The organism is Pseudomonas sp. D1-36 (assembly GCF_051132205.1).
Taxonomy (GTDB): domain Bacteria; phylum Pseudomonadota; class Gammaproteobacteria; order Pseudomonadales; family Pseudomonadaceae; genus Aquipseudomonas.
Genome location: NZ_CP071674.1, coordinates 1,404,173 through 1,423,060, shown reverse-complemented (window position 1 = coordinate 1,423,060; position 18,888 = coordinate 1,404,173). Strand labels below are relative to the sequence as shown.

At 60.6% G+C, this 18,888-nt stretch carries 17 protein-coding genes; 7 read left to right on the top strand and 10 right to left on the bottom strand.

All coding sequences use genetic code 11. The features are described from left to right. Window positions 1–226 precede the first annotated feature (226 nt). The 5 genes from J3P76_RS06325 (at window position 227) to J3P76_RS06305 (ending at window position 8,190) form a co-directional block, all read left to right on the top strand. Entirely contained in the window at window positions 227–1,654 is a 1,428-nt protein-coding gene (locus J3P76_RS06325) for a di-heme oxidoredictase family protein (protein ID WP_434560273.1), read from the top strand. 27 nt (window positions 1,655–1,681) lie between these two features. Continuing rightward, on the top strand, window positions 1,682–2,746 hold the full coding sequence (locus tag J3P76_RS06320) for an imelysin family protein (RefSeq protein WP_434607385.1): 1,065 nt from the start codon (window positions 1,682–1,684) through the stop codon (window positions 2,744–2,746). 2 nt (window positions 2,747–2,748) lie between these two features. Next, on the top strand, window positions 2,749–3,846 hold the full coding sequence (locus tag J3P76_RS06315; protein WP_420765199.1) for a DUF1513 domain-containing protein: 1,098 nt from the start codon (window positions 2,749–2,751) through the stop codon (window positions 3,844–3,846). 155 nt (window positions 3,847–4,001) lie between these two features. Further along, entirely contained in the window at window positions 4,002–5,150 is a 1,149-nt protein-coding gene (locus J3P76_RS06310) for an efflux RND transporter periplasmic adaptor subunit (RefSeq protein ID WP_420765200.1), read from the top strand. 13 nt (window positions 5,151–5,163) lie between these two features. Further along, window positions 5,164–8,190 (top strand): multidrug efflux RND transporter permease subunit, encoded by a 3,027-nt coding sequence (locus tag J3P76_RS06305; RefSeq protein ID WP_420765201.1) that lies wholly within the window; start codon window positions 5,164–5,166, stop codon window positions 8,188–8,190. A 78-nt stretch (window positions 8,191–8,268) separates the two neighbouring features. On the opposite strand, the gene J3P76_RS06300 is transcribed toward J3P76_RS06305, so the two are convergent. The 5 genes from J3P76_RS06300 to colR all read right to left on the bottom strand — a co-directional run bounded on the left by J3P76_RS06300 (window position 8,269) and on the right by colR (window position 11,943). Continuing rightward, window positions 8,269–8,496, bottom strand: a complete 228-nt coding sequence (locus tag J3P76_RS06300; RefSeq protein ID WP_420765202.1) for a hypothetical protein — start codon at window positions 8,494–8,496, stop codon at window positions 8,269–8,271. Between the two features lie 2 nt (window positions 8,497–8,498). Beyond that, a complete protein-coding gene (locus J3P76_RS06295; RefSeq protein ID WP_420765203.1) occupies window positions 8,499–9,206 on the bottom strand; it encodes a lipopolysaccharide kinase InaA family protein in 708 nt (235 codons plus the stop codon). A gap of 5 nt (window positions 9,207–9,211) precedes the next feature. Then, a complete protein-coding gene (locus J3P76_RS06290; RefSeq protein ID WP_420765204.1) occupies window positions 9,212–9,880 on the bottom strand; it encodes a class I SAM-dependent methyltransferase in 669 nt (222 codons plus the stop codon). 112 nt (window positions 9,881–9,992) lie between these two features. After that, window positions 9,993–11,270 carry a sensor histidine kinase gene (locus J3P76_RS06285; RefSeq protein WP_420765205.1) on the bottom strand — a complete coding sequence of 426 codons (1,278 nt, stop codon included), beginning with the start codon at window positions 11,268–11,270 and terminating at the stop codon, window positions 9,993–9,995. Beyond that, window positions 11,260–11,943 carry a two-component system response regulator ColR gene (gene colR, locus J3P76_RS06280; protein WP_039591775.1) on the bottom strand — a complete coding sequence of 228 codons (684 nt, stop codon included), beginning with the start codon at window positions 11,941–11,943 and terminating at the stop codon, window positions 11,260–11,262. The genes J3P76_RS06285 and colR overlap by 11 nt, the downstream gene beginning before the upstream one ends. Window positions 11,944–12,140: 197 nt before the next feature. Between colR and J3P76_RS06275 the strand changes: the two genes are divergently transcribed. Continuing rightward, a complete protein-coding gene (locus J3P76_RS06275; protein ID WP_434607391.1) occupies window positions 12,141–12,884 on the top strand; it encodes a phosphatase PAP2 family protein in 744 nt (247 codons plus the stop codon). A gap of 204 nt (window positions 12,885–13,088) precedes the next feature. On the opposite strand, the gene groL is transcribed toward J3P76_RS06275, so the two are convergent. From groL to J3P76_RS06255, 4 genes are all read right to left on the bottom strand, one after another. Beyond that, window positions 13,089–14,732: a chaperonin GroEL gene (gene groL, locus J3P76_RS06270; RefSeq protein ID WP_030142514.1), complete on the bottom strand. Its 1,644-nt coding sequence runs from the start codon at window positions 14,730–14,732 to the stop codon at window positions 13,089–13,091. A gap of 50 nt (window positions 14,733–14,782) precedes the next feature. After that, window positions 14,783–15,076 (bottom strand): co-chaperone GroES, encoded by a 294-nt coding sequence (locus tag J3P76_RS06265; protein WP_039591772.1) that lies wholly within the window; start codon window positions 15,074–15,076, stop codon window positions 14,783–14,785. A 272-nt stretch (window positions 15,077–15,348) separates the two neighbouring features. Beyond that, the gene (locus J3P76_RS06260; protein WP_420765208.1) at window positions 15,349–15,825 is read right to left on the bottom strand and encodes an FxsA family protein; all 477 of its coding nucleotides are present in this window, start codon (window positions 15,823–15,825) and stop codon (window positions 15,349–15,351) included. Between the two features lie 66 nt (window positions 15,826–15,891). Then, the gene (locus tag J3P76_RS06255; protein ID WP_434701679.1) at window positions 15,892–16,623 is read right to left on the bottom strand and encodes a HugZ family protein; all 732 of its coding nucleotides are present in this window, start codon (window positions 16,621–16,623) and stop codon (window positions 15,892–15,894) included. A 156-nt stretch (window positions 16,624–16,779) separates the two neighbouring features. On the opposite strand from J3P76_RS06255, the gene J3P76_RS06250 reads away from it, so the two are divergent. Beyond that, window positions 16,780–17,538, top strand: coding sequence for an SDR family oxidoreductase (locus J3P76_RS06250; protein ID WP_434701678.1), 759 nt, complete (start codon window positions 16,780–16,782; stop codon window positions 17,536–17,538). A gap of 129 nt (window positions 17,539–17,667) precedes the next feature. On the opposite strand, the gene apbC is transcribed toward J3P76_RS06250, so the two are convergent. Next, window positions 17,668–18,762, bottom strand: coding sequence for an iron-sulfur cluster carrier protein ApbC (apbC, locus tag J3P76_RS06245; RefSeq protein ID WP_420765211.1), 1,095 nt, complete (start codon window positions 18,760–18,762; stop codon window positions 17,668–17,670). Window positions 18,763–18,888: the final 126 nt, after the last annotated feature.

Genomic DNA, 18,888 nt, shown 5'->3' with positions numbered 1-18,888 from the left:
GCTTGCTCCCGCTCGGCTGCGCAGCAGTCGCAAACCGGTTGGCTGGATTTACCTGTTGCACCGCGGCGCCTGGTTTTGGGGCTGCTTCGCACCCCAGCGGGAGCAAGCTCCCTCGCCACAGGAATCAAGTGCACCCCGATCAAACCAAACGATAATTCCTCTTATTCAAACTGCCCCGCCCTGTTAGACTTTGCGCCCGCGTTTCACTCGTCCCGCAGGATTTCCGATGTTGTCGTTGCCTCTTCGCTTATGCGCTCTGTTCCTGGCCCTGGGCCTGAGTGCCTGCGATGACGCCCCGCGTTTCACCCAGGCCGAACCCGGCGAAGCCAAGTCCGGCGGCGGCGCGACGGTGCGCAAGGCTGATCAGAACGCGTTCTCCCTGCCTTCGGCCAACCTGCCCCCCTCGCGACGCGTGGATTTCAGCGTCGGTAACAGTTTCTTCCGCAGCCCGTGGGTGATTGCGCCCTCGACCACGACCGCCCGCGACGGCCTCGGACCGCTATTCAATACCAACGCCTGCCAGAATTGCCATATCAAGGATGGACGCGGCCATCCACCGGCACCCGATGCGAGCAGCGCGGTATCGATGCTGGTGCGCCTGTCGATTCCTGACGCGCCCCCCTACGCCAAGGTCATCGAGCAGCTCGGCGTCGTGCCGGAGCCGGTCTATGGCGCGCAATTGCAAGACATGTCGGTTCCTGGCGTCGCGCCGGAGGGCAAGGTACGAGTCGACTACACCCCGGTGCCGGTGCGTTTTGCCGACGGCACCGTCGTGGAGCTGCGCAAGCCGGCCTTGCAGATCACTCGATTGGGTTATGGCCCGATGCACCCCGACACGCGTTTTTCGGCCCGCGTCGCCCCGCCCATGATCGGCCTGGGTTTGCTCGAGGCCATCCCTGAAGACGCCATCCTGGCGAATGCCCAGGCTCAGGCGCGGGCGAAAAACGGTATCGCCGGCCGTCCGAACATGGTCTGGGACGATGTCCAGCAAAAGGCCGTGCCGGGGAGGTTCGGCTGGAAGGCCGGCCAGCCGAACCTCAATCAACAGAACGTTCATGCGTTTTCCGGGGACATGGGCCTGACAACCAGTCTGCGGCCGTTCGACGATTGCACCGAGGCCCAGGCTGATTGCAAACGCGCGCCCAACGGCAACGGCCCACAGGGCGAGCCGGAAGTCAGCGATAACATCCTGCGCCTGGTGTTGTTCTACAGTCGCAACCTCGCGGTGCCGGCCCGCCGCGATGTGGATTCGCCCCAGGTGCTGGCGGGCAAGAATCTGTTTTTCCAGGCGGGCTGCCAATCCTGCCACACCCCCAAATACACTACGTCCGCCAATGCTGCCGAACCAGAGCTGGCGAACCAGGTCATCCGCCCCTACACCGACCTGCTGCTGCACGACATGGGCGAAGGCCTGGCTGACAACCGCAGCGAGTTCAAGGCCAGCGGTCGTGACTGGCGGACCCCGCCGCTCTGGGGCATCGGCCTGACCGAGACCGTCAACGGCCATACCCAATTCCTGCACGACGGTCGCGCCCGCAACCTGCTCGAAGCCGTGCTGTGGCATGGCGGCGAAGCCCAGGCGGCGCAGCGACAGGTCCTAGCATTCAATGCCGAGCAGCGCGCTGCGTTGTTGGCTTTCCTGAATTCTCTTTAAACTTGATTTCCGAAACGGGAGCCCGACATGTTCCGTCCCAAGCTGTTATTCACCAGTCTCGCCGCCATCGCCCTCGGCGCTTGCTCGCCCCAGGACCCGCAGGCGGTCACGTCGGCCGCCATTGCCAAGCAGGTGATCCTGCCGACCTACAGCCGCTGGGTCGAAGCTGACCGGCAGTTGGCGACCAGCGCCCTGGCGTTCTGCCAAGGCAAGGAAAACCTGGAAACCGCGCGCGCCGATTTCCTCAAGGCGCAAAAAGCCTGGGCAGAGCTGCAACCGCTGCTGATCGGTCCGCTGGCCGAGGGCAACCGCGCCTGGCAGGTGCAATTCTGGCCCGACAAGAAGAACCTGGTCGGTCGCCAGGTCGAGCAATTGGTCAACAGCCAGCCGCAGATCGACGCCGCCGGCCTGGCCAAGTCCAGCGTGGTCGTGCAAGGGCTTTCGGCCTATGAATACCTGTTGTTCGACGCGAAAATCGACATGGCCGACAGCGCTCAGAAAGCCAAGTACTGCCCGCTGCTTACCGCCATCGGCGAACGTCAGAAGCAACTGGCCGAAGAAATCCTGTCGGGCTGGAACAGCAACGACGGCATGCTCGCCCAGATGAGCAAGTTTCCCAACCAACGCTACGCCGATTCCCACGAAGCGATCGCCGATCTGCTACGGGTCCAGGTCACTGCGCTGGACACCCTGAAGAAAAAACTCGGTACGCCGATGGGCCGCCAGAGCAAGGGCGTGCCGCAACCATTCCAGGCCGACGCGTGGCGCAGCCAGTCTTCGCTGCAAGGGCTGGAAGCCAGCCTGAAAGCCGCCAGGACCGTGTGGGCCGGCGTCGACAACAAAGGCCTGCGCGGCCTGCTGCCAAGCGACCAGAAACCGCTGGCCGACAAAATCGACGCTGCCTACGACGCGTCGCTGAAGCTTTTTGCCAGCAGCCAACGCTCGCTTACCGAAATGCTCGGCGACGACGCCGGGCGCCAGCAACTCAACGAGTTGTACGACAGCCTCAACGTCGTCCACCGCCTGCATGAAGGCGAATTGGCCAAGGCGCTGGGCATTCAACTGGGCTTCAACGCCAACGACGGTGACTGATCATGTTTCGACGTCAGGCTCTGGCGCTCGGCAGCTTGCTGCTGGGCGCGGTTACCCTGGGCGGCTGGACGCTGTTCAAGCAAAAGGACAAGAGTCCGCTGCTGCTTTCGGCACGGGACGATGGTGAAGGCAATCACTTCGCCGTCGGCTATCGATTGGACGGCACCCGGGTGTTCGCCACCCAGGTCGGCCAGCGCTGCCATGACATCATCAATCACCCGACGCTGCCGATCGCGTTTTTCGTTGCCCGCCGTCCAGGCACCGAAAGCTATCTGATCGACCTGCGCGACGGCAGGCTGCTACAAACCATCGCCTCGCGGCCGAACCGGCATTTCTACGGCCATGCGGTGATCCACAAGGGTGGCGAATGGTTGTACACCACGGAGAACGACACTCGCGATCCGGGCCGCGGCCTGCTGGGCATGTACCGCTTCGAAGGCGAGCGGCTGGTGCACAGCGGCGAAATTCCAACCCATGGCATCGGTCCTCATCAGGTGTCGTGGATGCCCGACGGCGAGACGCTGGTGGTGGCCAACGGCGGCATCCGCACCGAGGCCGAGAGCCGGGTCGAGATGAATCTCGATGCCATGGAACCCAGCCTGGTGCTGATGCAGCGCGACGGCACGTTGTTGAGCAAGGAAACCCTCCCTCAGCAAATGAACAGCGTGCGCCATTTGGGCATTGCCAGCGACGGGACCATCGTCTCCGGCCAGCAATTCATGGGGGCGGCCCACGAGCCGTCGGAACTGCTGGCGATCAAGCGCCCGGGCCAACCCTTCAAGGCGTTCCCGGTGCCCGAATACCAATTGCAAGCCATGGGGCACTACACCGCCAGCGTCGCCGTGCACAGCGAACTGCGCCTGGTGGCCCTGACGGCTCCACGGGGCAACCGCTTTTTCATTTGGGACCTGGATAGCGGCGAGGTTCGCCTGGACGCGCCTTTGCCGGATTGCGCCGGAGTCGGCGCGGTGGCCGACGGCTTCGTCGTGACGTCGGGCCAAGGGCGCTGCCGCTACTACGATTGCCGTCAATCACAATTGGTTGCAAAACCGCTGGACCTGCCGGCAGGGCTCTGGGACAACCATTTGCACCTGGCCTGAGCGAGGGAGCGAAGGGCGTCGGTGCAAGGCGCCCTGATTTTTCGGAACAATCCTACACCCCACCGACCCTAGAGCATCTGGAATACCCCGCGCACTCAGGGTAATGTGCCCGCCTATCTGTATTTTCTCTCAGCTCTTTTCCAAGGAAGTGGAACATGCTGCGACGCCGCATGCTGATCATGTTGGGTGTTGTCCTGCTGGTGGTGCTGTTGCTGGCAGGCTACAAGGCCTTCTCCATCTACCAGCAGATCCAGATGTTTTCTGCCCCGAAACCACCAGTCAGCGTTGCCGTGGCCAAGGCCACCGAGCAGCCCTGGCAGTCTCGCCTGCCCACCGTCGGCAGCCTCAAGGCCTCGCAAGGCGTTGACCTGAGCCTGGAAATTGCCGGGACGGTACAAAAGCTTCAGTTCGAATCGGGGCAGAAGGTCAAGGCCGGCCAACCGCTCCTGCAACTGGACACCGAAGTCGAAAGCGCCCTGCTGGAAACCGCCCAGGCGGACCTTGGCCTGTCGCAGCTGGATTTCGGCCGGGGCCGGCAACTGGTAGGCAGCCAGGCGATTTCCAAGGGTGAGTTCGACCGGCTCTCAGCCCAGTTGAAGAAAAACCAGGCCACGGTCAACCAGCTCAAGGCCTCGCTGGCAAAGAAACACATCGTCGCGCCGTTCAGCGGCACCATCGGCATTCGCCAGGTGGACATCGGCGATTACCTGGCCAGCGGCACGGTGATCGCCACCCTGCAGGACCTCAGCAGCCTGTATGTGGATTTCTATGTCCCGGAACAGTCGGTGCCTCGACTCGCCGTGGCCCAACCCGTCAATGTCAATGTCTCGGCCTACCCAGGCCAGACGTTCGTCGGCACCATCAGCGCCATCAATCCCAAGGTCGAGGACAGCACCCGCAACGTGCTGGTGCGCGCGACCCTCGCCAACCCCGACGGCAAGCTGCTGCCCGGCATGTTCGCCGACCTGCAGGTGATCCTGCCGGACGTGGCTGCCGGGATCGTCGTACCGGAAAGCGCCGTGACCTACACCCTCTACGGCAACTCCATGTACGTAGTGACCCAGAAGAAAGCCGCCGACGGCAATGTCGAGAAAGATGACAAGGGCCAGCCGGTCCTGATTGCCGAGCGCCGCTTCGTCGAAACGGGAGAGCGCCGGGACGGGCAAGTCCTGGTGACCAAGGGCCTGCAAAGTGGCGAGGAAGTGGTCATCGGCGGCCAGATCAAGCTGGACAACGGTACGCCCGTCGCCATCAGTGACGACAAGACCCTGACCGAACAGAACAGCTCGCCGCGCGCGGACTGATCAAGGAACCCCCATGGCTTTTACCGATCCGTTCATCCGCCGCCCGGTGCTCGCCACCGTGGTCAGCCTGTTGATCGTGCTGCTGGGCTTCCAGGCCTGGAGCAAACTGCCCCTGCGTCAGTATCCACAAATGGAAAACGCGCTGATCACGGTGACCACCGCCTATCCCGGGGCCAACGCCGAGACCATCCAGGGCTACATCACCCAGCCGATGCAACAGAGCCTGGCCAGTGCCGAGGGCATCGACTACATGACCTCGGTCAGTCGGCAGAATTTCTCGGTGATCTCGGTCTATGCCCGCATTGGCTCCAACAGCGACCGGCTCTTCACCGAACTGCTGGCCAAGGCCAACGAAGTCAAGAACCAGTTGCCCCAGGATGCCGAGGACCCGGTGCTCAGCCGTGAGGCTGCCGATGCCTCGGCGCTGATGTACATCAGTTTCTTCAGCAAGGAACTGAACAACCCGCAGATTACCGACTACCTGTCGCGGGTGATCCAGCCGAAGCTGGCGACACTGCCCGGCATGGCCGAAGCGGAGATCCTCGGCAACCAGGTCTTTGCCATGCGCTTGTGGCTGGACCCGGTCAAGCTCGCGGGCTTTGGCCTGACCGCCGCCGACGTGACCAACGCCGTGCGCCAGCACAACTTCGTCTCCGCCGCCGGCGAGGTGAAAGGCGAATACGTCGTCACCAGCATCAACGCCAACACCGAACTCAAGTCCGCCGAAGCCTTCGCAGGCATACCCCTCAAGACCGACGGCGACAGCCGCGTCTTGCTACAGGACGTGGCGCGGGTGGAGATGGGCGCCGAAAACTACGACACCATCAGTTCCTTTGGCGGCACGCCCTCGGTGTACATCGGCATCAAGGCCACGCCCGGCGCCAACCCGCTGGATGTGATCAAGGAAGTTCGCAAGATCATGCCGGAGATGGAAGCCCAGCTTCCGACCAACCTCAAGGCCGAGATCGCCTACGACGCCACGCTCTTCATCCAGGCCTCCATCGACGAGGTGGTAAAAACCCTGTTTGAGGCGGTCCTGATCGTCATTGTCGTGGTGTTCCTGTTCCTCGGCGCCTTGCGTTCGGTGCTCATCCCGGTGGTGACCATTCCCCTGTCGATGATCGGGGTCATGTTCTTCATGCAGTTGATGGGCTATTCCATGAACCTGCTGACACTGCTGGCCATGGTGTTGGCGATCGGCCTGGTGGTGGATGATGCCATCGTGGTGGTGGAGAACATCCATCGACATATGGAGGAAGGCAAGACCCCGTTCGACGCTGCCATAGAAGGCGCCCGGGAAATCGCCATGCCGGTGGTTTCGATGACCATCACGCTGGCGGCGGTTTACGCGCCTATCGGCCTGCTCGAAGGCCTGACGGGCGCGCTGTTCAAGGAGTTCGCCCTGACCTTGGCCGGGGCGGTGGTGATATCCGGCATCGTCGCCCTGACCCTGTCGCCGATGATGTGCGCGATGCTGCTGCGCCATGACCAGAATTCCTCGGGGCTGGCCCATCGGCTGGACGTAATCTTCGAACGCCTGAAGAACCGTTACCAGCGCATGCTTCATGCCACGCTCGAAACCAGGCCCGTGGTGCTGGTGTTTGCGGTGATCGTGCTGCTGTTGATACCGGTATTGATCATGTTCACCAAGTCCGAGCTGGCGCCAGACGAAGACCAGGGCATCATATTCATGATGGCCAATGCACCAAAGACGACCAACCTCGATTACCTGAACGCCTATACCGATCACTTCATCACGATCTTCAAGGAATTCCCTGAGTACTATTCTTCCTTTCAGATCAACGGCTATAACGGCGTGCAGTCGGGCATCGGCGGGTTCCTGCTCAAGCCCTGGAACGAACGCAACCGCACCCAGATGGAGATCCTGCCGGAGGTCCAGGCCAAGCTGGAAAGCATCCCGGGCCTGCAGATCTTTGGCTTCAACCTGCCCTCGCTGCCGGGCACGGGCGAAGGGTTGCCCTTCGAGTTCGTCATCAATTCGCCGAAGGACTACACGACGCTTCTGCAAATTGCCGAGCGAGTCAAGAAACGGGCGCTAGAGTCCGGCAAGTTCGCCTTCATGGACATTGACCTGGCTTTCGACAAGCCCGAGGTCGTGGTGGATATCGATCGGGCCAAGGCTGCCCAGATGGGTGTTTCCATGCAGGACCTGGGCGGAACCCTGGCGACGTTGCTGGGCGAGTCGGAGATCAACCGCTTTACCCTGGAAGGACGCAGCTACAAGGTAATAGCCCAGGTCGAACGACCGTTCCGGGACAATCCGGACTGGCTGAACAACTACTACGTCAAGAATGCCCAGGGTGAATCGCTCCCGCTCTCGACGCTGATCAAGGTCAGCGACCAGGCACGACCGCGGCAACTGAACCAGTTCCAGCAGCTCAACGCCGTGACGATCTCGGGTTTCCCCACGGTGAGCATGGGCGAGGCCATCGAGACGGTCCGCCAGATCGCTCGCGAGGAAGCACCGGTGGGGTTCGCCTTCGACTACGCAGGGGCTTCACGCCAATTCGTACAAGAAGGCAGCGCGTTGTGGGGAACCTTCGCCCTGGCCCTGGCGATCATTTTCCTGGTGCTGGCGGCGCAGTTCGAGAGCTTCCGGGATCCGCTGGTAATCCTGGTGACGGTGCCCTTGTCAATCTGCGGCGCATTGATCCCGCTGTTCCTCGGCTGGTCGAGCATGAACATCTATACCCAGGTAGGCCTGGTTACGTTGATCGGGCTTATCAGCAAGCACGGCATCCTGATCGTCGAGTTCGCTAACCAGCTACGCAAGGAACAAGGGCTGAGCCCGCGCGAGGCCGTGGAACAAGCCGCATCGATTCGTCTGCGGCCAGTGTTGATGACCACTGCGGCGATGGTATTCGGCATGGTGCCGTTGATCCTGGCCACCGGTGCCGGGGCGGTGAGCCGCTTCGACATCGGCACAGTGATCGCCACGGGAATGTCGGTGGGTACCTTGTTCACACTGTTCGTATTGCCTTGCGTCTACACCTTGCTGGCAAAACCGCAGAAGCGGTAACACAGGCTGCCGGAACAATGCTGACCTAAAAAAACAAAGGCCTCGCAAATGCGAGGCCTTTGTTTTAAGTCATGAAACTCAACTTTGCGGCTTCATGCCTTGAGACAGGCCAAACATGAACAACAGCAGATCGTTGTCCGGTTGGATCGCCTCGCTGGCCTTGGCAATCCGAGGCACAGGGCAATGGGCGCCCACCGTGGAGGCACTGAGAATCTGCGAGCGCGGCTGTTCCCATACCGCCACCGCCATTGACGTAACTGCCAGGGCTCCGATCAAGAACAAACCTCTAGCAATTTCTACTTTCATCGCTATAAACCTTTGATAGCGCTGCCAAACGCCGTTGTATAAAAGTAGACGAGTTTTTTCCAGTCGCCATCGTGGAACGACGAATGGCGCCGCAGCTGCCTCATGTCGTGGGCGGCCGCGCTGCGGGCAGTCAGGCGTTGACGGCATTTTTCCAGGTCCAGCAGTGCGATTTCAGCCTTGGCCGACTCGCCCTCCCCTGTTACACGCACGAATACGTGCTTGATATAAAGACAGCCATGCTGCCAGCGCCCTTTGTGCATGCGAGCCAGGTTTTCGGCCAACGCCTGGAGGATACGGTCATGCACCGCCTCGCCATGACGTTCGCGCCCACCCGCGGCGTACCATTGTTCGATTTCCTCGAAACCGTCCAACGCTTGGGTAACCAACAGCGCGCGCCATTTATGTACCGGGTCCCTCTGCGCACCGCAGAAAACCACCTGGGGCACCGTGACATTGAGTTCTGTCAGGGCCACCAAGGCTCGCTCTTCGCGCAAGACAGTCGGACGGCCGAAGGGGTGCAACAAGCTGCGGTAGATATGGCCGGTCTGGCGCTTGGAATAGAGCAATCCGTCGCCGTCGTTGATCCGTTGCACACCGCTTTCACCGCCCCGCCGCGTGTTGGGTTCCTCTACCCAGTCACCCCTTTGATTCCAAAAATGATCAAAGCAACTGCGAGAAGCCGCCGGGGCTTCTACTGCTTGTACAACCATGCCCATTACCCCTTGCGTAATACATAAACTCGCCACATGGCATAGAGCGGTAGGAAATCCAGTTGTTCCTGGATGCGGAAGCCAGCTTGTCGAAATTCGGCCTCCACTGTAGCAACCGGTAACACAAATCGGTTCTGGTAGTCTTTCTGCCCACGGGTTCGCTCAAGACGCTTGCGTTTCCAAGCCTTGAAATTGCCATCGACCCACAATGAAACGATGACGCTGTCGCGGCTGACACGCCCGAATTCACGCAGGATTGCCAGGCGATGCGCGGGTTCACCGATGTGGTGCAACAAACGCATGCAGAAAATGCTGTCAACGGCGTTATCAGGCAAGGCGATGTCGAACGCAGAAGTGTGCAAAGGTTGTACCCGTTTTACGACATCGGCGGGTTGGACGCTCATTGCTGTTTGCAGCATGGCTGCGGAATTGTCCGCGCCGATGATGACCCGGTTCGATTTCTCGGCCAACAAGGGCCAGAAACGTCCGGCGCCACAGGGAAGGTCCAGTACCAGGCCAGGGTCACCGGCCAGGGCCAAGGCGCGGCGCGCCAGTTGCTGGTCGCGCCGATTGGAGAGGCGGCGGCTGAACCCGCTGCGGTGTTTGTGGAAATATTGCCTGGCGTGTTGCTCGTCGTACTTTTCGGAAAAATCCAGCTTGATGGCTTTGGACATGGGGGGCCCTCCGTTGTTGATGGGCCCAGCCTATGAACAGATGTGTCATCGCCTCGTGAAAAAACCGTCATGGATCTGAACCAATCATTTCAAGGCTTTTCCGGGACGCACTTCAACCCTTTGGATTCAGCTCCACCTCGAAACGGCAACCGTTGGGCTCCATCGTACTGAGGCTCACTGTCCAGCCCTGGTCCTCGCAGATTCGCTGTACCAGCGAAAGGCCCAGCCCCAAGCCCTCGCCACGCTTTTCATTACCTCGCACGAATGGCTCGAACATCGCCTCGCGCTTCTCTTCGGGGATGCCCACGCCGCTGTCCTCGACCATGAACCCAGTGACCGTCAGGGAGACGCGGATAAACCCCTGGTCGGTGTAATGCAAGGCATTACGCAGCAAGTTGCCCATGACGGCGGTCAGGAATGTGGCGTTGTACAGCGTATCGGCCGTTTGCCCGGGCTCGAAGATCAACGTCAAACCTTTGGACTCGATCGGCGCGCGCCAGACACCGAGCAGGTTGTCCGCTACCTGTCCAAGGGTCGAGCGAGGGGAGATTCCATTGTCTTCGCGCTGGGCCCGGGCAAGCATGAGGAAGGTCTGCACCAACTCACGCATCTCCTCACTGGCCCGGTTGATGCGTTCAACCTGGGTACGCCCCCGCTGGTCAAGCGCCGGGTTTTCCAACAGCAATTCGCAAGACGTGGCCAGGACCATCAACGGCGTGCGCAATTCATGGCTGACGTCGCTGGTGAACAAACGTTCACGGGTCAAGGCTTGGCGCAATCGGCCCAACGTAGCGTCGAACGCCACGGCCAGCTCGCCCACTTCGTCGGCGGCATAGTCCGGCGCGAGCGGCGGGGCAAGTCCAAGGAGCTGGTCGCGATGCCGCACTTGGCGAGCCAGACGCACCACAGGTGCCATCACTCGACGTGCCAGCACCCATCCGAGGAATACCGCCAGCGCCAGGCTGAGCACGAAGCCCACCAACACCACGGCGAACAGTACCCGTTCGCGCTCCTCGAAATCGCTCTGGTCTTGCAGCAATACGTAATGGCGACCGTCAACGATTTCCACCATCGCGTGGTAGGACAGTTGCTCACGAAACACTTCATGAAAGCCCCGATCCAGGTGACGCAGGTCCTTGGGCAACTCGAAGTCACCCGGACCGCCGCTGAAATAGAACAACTGATCGGGTTCAGGCCGATGACTCCAGTCGGAGACGCTGTCCATCAGCAGCAGACGTTGCAGGTCACCGCCAAGGCCGGCGGAAATCAGTTTTTCCTCCACCAGGTGAACGGTTGCCACGATGCCCAGGGCAAATGCGCCCGCCACCAACGCGCTCATCAAGGCGAACGCGATGATGATCCGTTGGGCAAGGCTCTGCTTAAACTCCATCCCGGCCCTCGGCCAAGCGGTAACCGACGCCATGCACCGTGTGCAGCAGTGGTTTCTCGAACGGTTTGTCGATCACCTGGCGCAGTTGGTGGACGTGGCTGCGCAGGCTGTCGCTGTCCGGGCAATCATCGCCCCACAGGGCTTCTTCGAGGATTTCCCGGCGCAGCACGTGGGGGCTTTTCTGCATCAGTACCGCGAGCAACTTGAGGCCAACGGGGTTGAGCTTGAGCAACCGGCCCTCACGGGTCACTTCCAACGTGTCGAGGTCGTAGCTCAGGTCGCCGACCTGCAACGCGCGACGCCCGCCACCCTGGGCCCGACGCATCACCGCTTCGATCCGCGCGGCCAATTCCGACAACGCAAAAGGCTTGACCAGGTAATCGTCAGCCCCGGACTTGAATCCCTGCAGGCGGTCGTCCAGCTGGTCCCGCGCGGTGAGCATGATCACCGGCGTATCACGCCGGGCGTCTTCACGCAGGCGCTTGCACAAGGTGTAGCCATCGATGCCTGGCAGCATGATGTCGAGCACGATCAGGTCGTAGTGCTCGGTCGCGGCCAGGTGCAAACCCGACAAACCATCCTGGGCACAATCGACGGTATAACCCTTGAGTCCCAGGTAATCGGCCAGGTTGGCCAGGATGTCGCGGTTGTCTTCGACCAATAGAATTCGCATGGGCATCTCTCCTGCACACGTAGGCAATCGTCGTGGCCCGCGCAGCTTAAGGCCAAGCGTGTTCCGCGGCTAGAGTTGTCTCGGCTGGGGTTGGGGCATTGACGAGTTTTTCACCCCGCATTCACGCCTGCCCAACGCGACGCGGACGAGACTGGGCGCAACCTGCTGCTCAAGAACATCCACAAAAGGTACTGTCCATGGTTTGCGCTAGCCTTCGCCCTGTTTCAAGGCCATTGAATTTCGGAATCGCGCTGGGGGTGCCTGTAGTTGTTGCGCTGATCCTGGTGGTGCTGGAACTGACTACGCTTGACATGGACCTTGCCAGGCTTTTTTACAGTGCGGCCGAGGGCGGATTCATCGGACGGCATAGTTTTTTTCTCGAAGACATCCTGCACGACCGGGCCAAGCAGATGGTCATCGTCTTCTGCATCCTGGCGGTCGCGGGGTTCATCGCTTCGTTTTTTGTCGATCGCCTCACACCGTTCAAGCGTGAACTCGGTTGCCTGGTCTTATCGCTAGCGCTGGCAACGGCGTTTGTCACGCCGCTGAAGGCCGTGACGGCGGTGCAATGCCCTTGGAGCCTGAAGGAGTTTGGCGGCAAGGAAACCTACAGTGAATTGCTGAGCCCGCGCCCGGCCACTGACAAGCCCGGCCGTTGCTGGCCCGGCGGACATGCCGCAACGGGGTTCACGCTGTTTGCGCTGTTCTTCGTATTACGCGACCGCCGTCCCCGCCTGGCCCGTCAATCACTGGTATTTGCCTTCGCACTGGGCACCGTTTTCTCCGTGGGTCGGATGATGCAAGGGGCGCATTTTTTCTCCCATAACGTGTGGACAGCGGTGTTCTGTTGGCTGATCTGCCTGGGGTGTTACTACTTCGTGCTGTATCGACCGGCTGCCATGGCTGATCGCGCAGCGCTGAACCAACCCGCTAACGCCTGAGCATGGAATAACCCTGTGGGAGCGAGCTCGCTCGCGATTGCGGTGTGTCAGTTTCCATATCTGGCACTGATGTACCGTCATCGCGAGCAAGCTCGCTCCCACAGGTCCCCCAGGAAAAATGCGCCCCCGCGTCAAAATCCAAGGCAATAAAAAACCCCGCTTGCTTTCGCAGGCGGGGTTTTTCGCTACAGGGGTAAGGCTGGCTTACATCATGCCGCCCATGCCACCCATGCCGCCCATGTCTGGCATGCCGCCGCCAGCTGGAGCGTCTTCCTTGATTTCAGCGATCATCGCCTCGGTGGTGATCATCAGGCTGGCAATCGACGAAGCCGCTTGCAGAGCCGAACGAGTCACTTTGGCTGGGTCCAGGATACCCATTTCGATCATGTCGCCGTATTCGCCGGTAGCAGCGTTGTAACCGTAGTTACCCGAACCCTGCTTGACCTTGTCGACCACTACGCTTGGCTCGTCGCCGGAGTTGGCAACAATCTGACGCAGAGGTGCTTCGACAGCGCGACGCAGCAGTTGGATACCGACGTTCTGGTCGTCGTTGTCGCCTTTCAGCTCGCTGATGGCTTGCAGAGCACGAACCAGTGCCACGCCGCCGCCAGGTACCACGCCTTCTTCAACGGCTGCGCGGGTTGCGTGCAGGGCGTCTTCAACGCGGGCTTTCTTCTCTTTCATTTCAACTTCGGAACCGGCGCCAACCTTGATCACCGCAACGCCGCCGGACAGTTTGGCCAGACGCTCTTGCAGTTTTTCACGGTCGTAGTCGGACGAGGTCTCGGCCACTTGTGCACGGATCTGGGTCACACGAGCCTGGATATCGGCATCGTTGCCAGCACCGTCGATCACGGTGGTGTTTTCCTTGGACAGGATCACGCGCTTGGCGTTACCCAGATGCTCCAGGGTGGTGCTTTCCAGGCTCAGGCCGATCTCTTCGGAGATAACGGTACCGCCGGTCAGAACGGCGATGTCCTGCAGCATGGCCTTGCGACGGTCGCCGAAGCCTGGAGCCTTGACGGCTGCAACCTTAACGATGCCACGCATGTTGTTCACAACCAGAGTCGCCAGGGCTTCGCCTTCGACGTCTTCAGCCACGATCAGCAGTGGGCGGCCGGCTTTGGCAACGGCTTCCAGCACTGGCAGCATTTCGCGGATGTTGGAGATCTTCTTGTCGACCAGCAGGATCAGCGGGCTGTCCAGCTCGGCAACCATGGTATCTGGCTTGTTGACGAAGTACGGGGACAGGTAGCCACGGTCGAACTGCATGCCTTCAACAACCGACAGTTCGTTTTCCAGGCCCGAGCCTTCTTCAACGGTGATCACGCCTTCCTTGCCGACTTTTTCCATGGCTTCGGCAATGATGTCGCCGATGGAGTTGTCGGAGTTGGCGGAAATGGTACCAACCTGGGCGATCGCCTTGGAGTCAGCGCAAGGCTTGGCCAGACCCTTCAGTTCCTTGACGATGGCGATGGTCGCCTTGTCGATGCCGCGCTTGAGGTCCATCGGGTTCATGCCGGCAGCGACGGCTTTCAGGCCTTCGTTGACGATCGACTGGGCCAGTACGGTCGCGGTGGTGGTACCGTCACCAGCGTCATCGTTGGCACGGGAGGCAACGTCTTTGACCAGTTGCGCGCCCATGTTTTCGAAGCGGTCCTTGAGCTCGATTTCCTTGGCTACGGAAACGCCGTCCTTGGTGATGGTCGGAGCGCCGAAGCTCTTCTCGATGATCACGTTACGGCCTTTCGGGCCCAGGGTCGCTTTTACTGCGTCAGCCAGGACGTTGACACCGGCGAGCATTTTCTTGCGGGCGGAATCGCCGAATTTAACTTCTTTAGCAGCCATGATCGATATTCCTTAAATACTTTGTAGTAGCGGGAAAATGAGCGGGGAAATCAGCCTTCGAGAACAGCGAGGATTTCGTTCTCGCTCATGACCAACAGGTCTTCGCCGTCGACTTTCACAGTGTTGCTGCCGGAGTAAGGGCCAAACACAACCTTGTCACCCACTTTCACGGCCGGCGCACGTACTTCACCGTTTTCCAGTGCCTTGCCTGGACCTACAGCGAGAACTTCACCGTGGTTGGCTTTTTCAGCAGCCGAACCTGGCAGGACGATACCGCCAGCGGTTTTCTTCTCTTCTTCGCTGCGACGGATGACGACGCGGTCATGCAGAGGACGAAGCTTCATTGTCGATCTCTCCTAATTTTGGTTTTCATCGGCCGGTGTAGTCCCGGCGGGTTTAACAAAAGCCGGCGGAGCCGGGGTGCGGTTCGTCAAGCGAACCGCGGAAGTCTGTCCAGTGTCGCCACCGGAAACCTTGCGGTGACCCATACATAAGGGCGTGCAAGTCGATTACAAGGGGCGGCGATGAAAATTTTTGCTTTACGAAGGCTCAAACGGACACGGCACCCGAAGGTGCCGTGCTGCTCGATAGTTGCTTGGGAAAGTTGATTGAAGGGTCACTTGGGATCGCGATGTTCGAATTCGCCTTCGATCACGTTCGGCTCGCGGCCCACGGGCTCCCTGGGGGCCGGGCCGCCCCGGGACTGAAGATCATCGGCGAACGCTCGCTGGCGCATCGCCTGCTCTTCGGCACGCTGGCGCATCTTGTTGGCGAGCAAGCGGCGGGTGAACGGCAACAACATGACCAGGCCCAGCACGTCGCTGATAAAACCAGGCAGGATCAACAGGCCGCCACCCAAGGCCAGCATCAGTCCTTCGAGCATGGTCTGCGCAGGCAGCTCGCCACGGTTCAGGCTTTCACGGGCACGCAACGCCGTGGCGAGGCCGGCGATGCGCAACACGAAGACGCCGAGCATCGAGCCGAGAATGACCAGCAACAGCGCCGGGAAAAACCCGATCGCACCGCTGACCTTGACGAATACGAACAGCTCCAACACCGGGAACAGCAGAAAGAGCAATAAAAATGGGCGCATCAAAGGGTTCCTCAACGCAAGAAGACCTTGCTATGAAAACCTAAATGACGTCGCCCTTTCGTGAATTCAAGCATCGACCTCGGCATTTTTTGGCCATTGCTCGGCGTGAGCCAGATAAACCAAGGCTTCGCGCACTTGTGTCGGCGTGTTGCAAGGGTTCGGAAACGCCAGCCAATACAGCCCTTGTCCGATGCGCAAGTGCATACCTTCGCTGTCGATGCCGACCAAACGCGCCGGTTCGTTTTTCGGCAGGCCGCTCAACTCCACGTAATGGGCGATGGCCTTGGCGTGATCAGCGTTCATATGGTCGATCATGCTGGTTTCAGCCTTGCCGGCGAACGGGTTGGAGAGGATTACCTGATCGATCCAGTGAATGGCGCCGAAACCCCCGATGTAGCGATGGCGCACCGGGTCGAGCACCCAGAAGTCGAAGTCGTGGGCCTTGTGATAGTTCTGCGACTCGGGAAAGTAGCGGTAATAACGCTCGGCGGCGGCATCGATGGCAACACTGTCTTCGAGTTTACGGGCCTGCGCCAGGTAGGTCAGGCGCCCCACGGCCTGTACATCCTCAGCGCCCCGCTCGCCCACCAGCATGGAACACTTGGGGTCTTTTTGCAGGTTGTGAGTGTGCTGGGCGATACGGCTGATCAAGACCAGCGGCCGGCCCTGGTCGTCCAGGCAATAGGGGACCACGGAGCCGAACGGAAAGCCGGGCATGGATTTGGAATGGGTGGAGAGCACTCCACGGTACTCCTTGAGCAACAGTTCCCGGGCATGCTTGGCTGCTTCGACGCTCAATTTATGACTCCTTTAATGAAATCCGTCTAGAAAACGATCAGGCGAGTGGAGTAATGTTCCGACACCTCTGGACTGTCTCGCTTGCAGCCGGGCCAAACCCGCAAATCGAGCGCTACCTAAACAGTCCCTCCACCGCTGCGCCATCTGGACATGAGAATGCAACTCACTGACAAAGTAATCATTATCACTGGCGGTTGCCAGGGCCTGGGGCGTTCCATGGCCGAGTCTTTCGCCGGCAAGGGCGCGAAGCTGGCGCTGGTCGACCTCAATCAGGAGAAACTCGACCAAGCGGTCGCCGCCTGCGCCGCCAAGGGCGTCGAGGCTCGCGCCTACTTGTGCAACGTCGCCAATGAAGACCAGGTGATCGACATGGTGGCCCGCGTTGCGCAGGACTTCGGCGCGATCCATGGGCTGATCAATAACGCTGGCATCCTGCGCGATGGCCTGTTGCTCAAGGTCAAGGACGGCGAAATGACCAAGATGAGCCTGGCCCAGTGGCAGGCCGTGATCGACGTGAACCTTACAGGTGTGTTCCTGTGCACCCGTGAAGTGGCGGCCAAGATGGTCGAGCTGAAGAACAGCGGCGCGATCATCAATATCTCGTCGATCTCCCGCGCCGGCAACATCGGCCAGACCAACTACTCGGCCGCCAAGGCCGGCGTGGCCGCTGCCACCGTGACCTGGGCCAAGGAACTGGCGCGCTACGGCATCCGTGTGGCGGGCATCGCGCCGGGGTTCATCGAAACCGAAATGACCCTGGGCATGAAACCAGAGGCCTTGGAACGAATGACTTCGGTGATCCCGCTCAAGCGCATGGGCAAGCCTGAGGAGATCGCGCATTCGGCGGCCTACATCTTCGAAAACGACTACTACACCGGTCGGATCCTGGAGATGGATGGTGGAATGCGGATCTAAACCCACCGCCTAGCAAAATGTGGGAGCGAGCTTGCTCGCGATGGCGCCGGGTCAGCTTGCATCAATGTTGAAATGTCAGACCGCTATCGCGAGCAGGCTCGCTCCCACAGTGGATAGGGTTTCACTCTATCAATCGTCGCTGACGGTGATGTTCGGCATCACAGGCGACGCGGCTTCCTGCAATACGATCCGCGCGCCGACGTGGCGAGCCAGCTCCTGGTAGACCATGGCGATCTGGCTGTCCGGTTCGGCGATGACGGTTGGCTTGCCACCGTCTGCCTGTTCTCGGATCACCATCGACAACGGCAGCGAGGCCAGCAGTTCGACGCCGTACTGGGTTGCCAGTTTTTCCCCACCGCCTTCACCGAACAGATGCTCGGCGTGCCCGCAGTTCGAGCAAATGTGCACGGCCATGTTCTCCACCACGCCCAGCACCGGGATGTTCACCTTGCGGAACATCTCCACGCCTTTGCGCGCATCCAGCAAGGCCAGGTCCTGGGGCGTGGTGACGATCACCGCGCCGGCCACCGGGACTTTCTGTGCCAGGGTCAGCTGAATATCGCCGGTGCCTGGCGGCATGTCGATGACCAGGTAATCCAGGTCGCCCCAGGCGGTTTGCGTGACCAACTGCAACAAGGCGCCGGACACCATCGGCCCGCGCCAGACCATGGGGGTGTTGTCATCGGTCAGGAACGCCATGGACATGACTTCCACGCCGTGTGACTGGATCGGCACGAACCATTTCTGATCCTTTATCTGTGGGCGAGTACCCTCGGCGATGCCAAACATGATGCCCTGGCTCGGACCATAGATATCCGCATCGAGAATCCCGACCTTCGCACCTTCACGGGCAAGCGCCAGCGCCAGGTTGGCGGCAGTGGTGGACTTGCCCACGCCGCCCTTGCCCGAGGCGACCGCGATGACATTCTTGACGTTCGCAAGTCCAGGCACTTGGGCCTGGGCCTTGTGAGCGGCAATGACGCTGGTCACTTCGACCTTGGCGGCCGTGACACCGTCCAGCCCCTCGATGGCCATTTGCAGCATTTGCGCCCAACCCTTCTTGAACAGATCGGCGGCGTAGCCGATTTCCAGATGGACAGTGACGCGATCGCCCTGGATATCGAGGGCCCGCACGCATCCGGCGCTGACCGGGTCCTGGTTCAGGTAAGGGTCGGTGTACTGGCGAAGGACGGCTTCCACCGCTGCGCGATTGACGGCGCTCATGGGCAACTCCGATAGCAAGACTTGAAAACAGGCCGCTATCCTACGCCGCACATGCTTTTGTGGCGACCCGATTACCATTCGAACGCTGACCTTCTTTGGCGAGGGGATTTATCCCCTCGCCAAAGG

Excerpts from the sequence above, each read along its gene's own strand:
- J3P76_RS06325 (WP_434560273.1), top strand. The coding sequence starts at position 227 with ATGTTGTCGTTGCCTCTTCGCTTATGCGCTCTGTTCCTGGCCCTGGGC.
- J3P76_RS06320 (WP_434607385.1), top strand. The coding sequence starts at position 1,682 with ATGTTCCGTCCCAAGCTGTTATTCACCAGTCTCGCCGCCATCGCCCTC.
- J3P76_RS06315 (WP_420765199.1), top strand. The coding sequence starts at position 2,749 with ATGTTTCGACGTCAGGCTCTGGCGCTCGGCAGCTTGCTGCTGGGCGCG.
- J3P76_RS06310 (WP_420765200.1), top strand. The coding sequence starts at position 4,002 with ATGCTGCGACGCCGCATGCTGATCATGTTGGGTGTTGTCCTGCTGGTG.
- J3P76_RS06305 (WP_420765201.1), top strand. The coding sequence starts at position 5,164 with ATGGCTTTTACCGATCCGTTCATCCGCCGCCCGGTGCTCGCCACCGTG.
- J3P76_RS06300 (WP_420765202.1), bottom strand. The coding sequence starts at position 8,496 with ATGAAAGTAGAAATTGCTAGAGGTTTGTTCTTGATCGGAGCCCTGGCA.
- J3P76_RS06295 (WP_420765203.1), bottom strand. The coding sequence starts at position 9,206 with ATGGTTGTACAAGCAGTAGAAGCCCCGGCGGCTTCTCGCAGTTGCTTT.
- J3P76_RS06290 (WP_420765204.1), bottom strand. The coding sequence starts at position 9,880 with ATGTCCAAAGCCATCAAGCTGGATTTTTCCGAAAAGTACGACGAGCAA.
- J3P76_RS06285 (WP_420765205.1), bottom strand. The coding sequence starts at position 11,270 with ATGGAGTTTAAGCAGAGCCTTGCCCAACGGATCATCATCGCGTTCGCC.
- colR (WP_039591775.1), bottom strand. The coding sequence starts at position 11,943 with ATGCGAATTCTATTGGTCGAAGACAACCGCGACATCCTGGCCAACCTG.
- J3P76_RS06275 (WP_434607391.1), top strand. The coding sequence starts at position 12,141 with ATGGTTTGCGCTAGCCTTCGCCCTGTTTCAAGGCCATTGAATTTCGGA.
- groL (WP_030142514.1), bottom strand. The coding sequence starts at position 14,732 with ATGGCTGCTAAAGAAGTTAAATTCGGCGATTCCGCCCGCAAGAAAATG.
- J3P76_RS06265 (WP_039591772.1), bottom strand. The coding sequence starts at position 15,076 with ATGAAGCTTCGTCCTCTGCATGACCGCGTCGTCATCCGTCGCAGCGAA.
- J3P76_RS06260 (WP_420765208.1), bottom strand. The coding sequence starts at position 15,825 with ATGCGCCCATTTTTATTGCTCTTTCTGCTGTTCCCGGTGTTGGAGCTG.
- J3P76_RS06250 (WP_434701678.1), top strand. The coding sequence starts at position 16,780 with ATGCAACTCACTGACAAAGTAATCATTATCACTGGCGGTTGCCAGGGC.
- apbC (WP_420765211.1), bottom strand. The coding sequence starts at position 18,762 with ATGAGCGCCGTCAATCGCGCAGCGGTGGAAGCCGTCCTTCGCCAGTAC.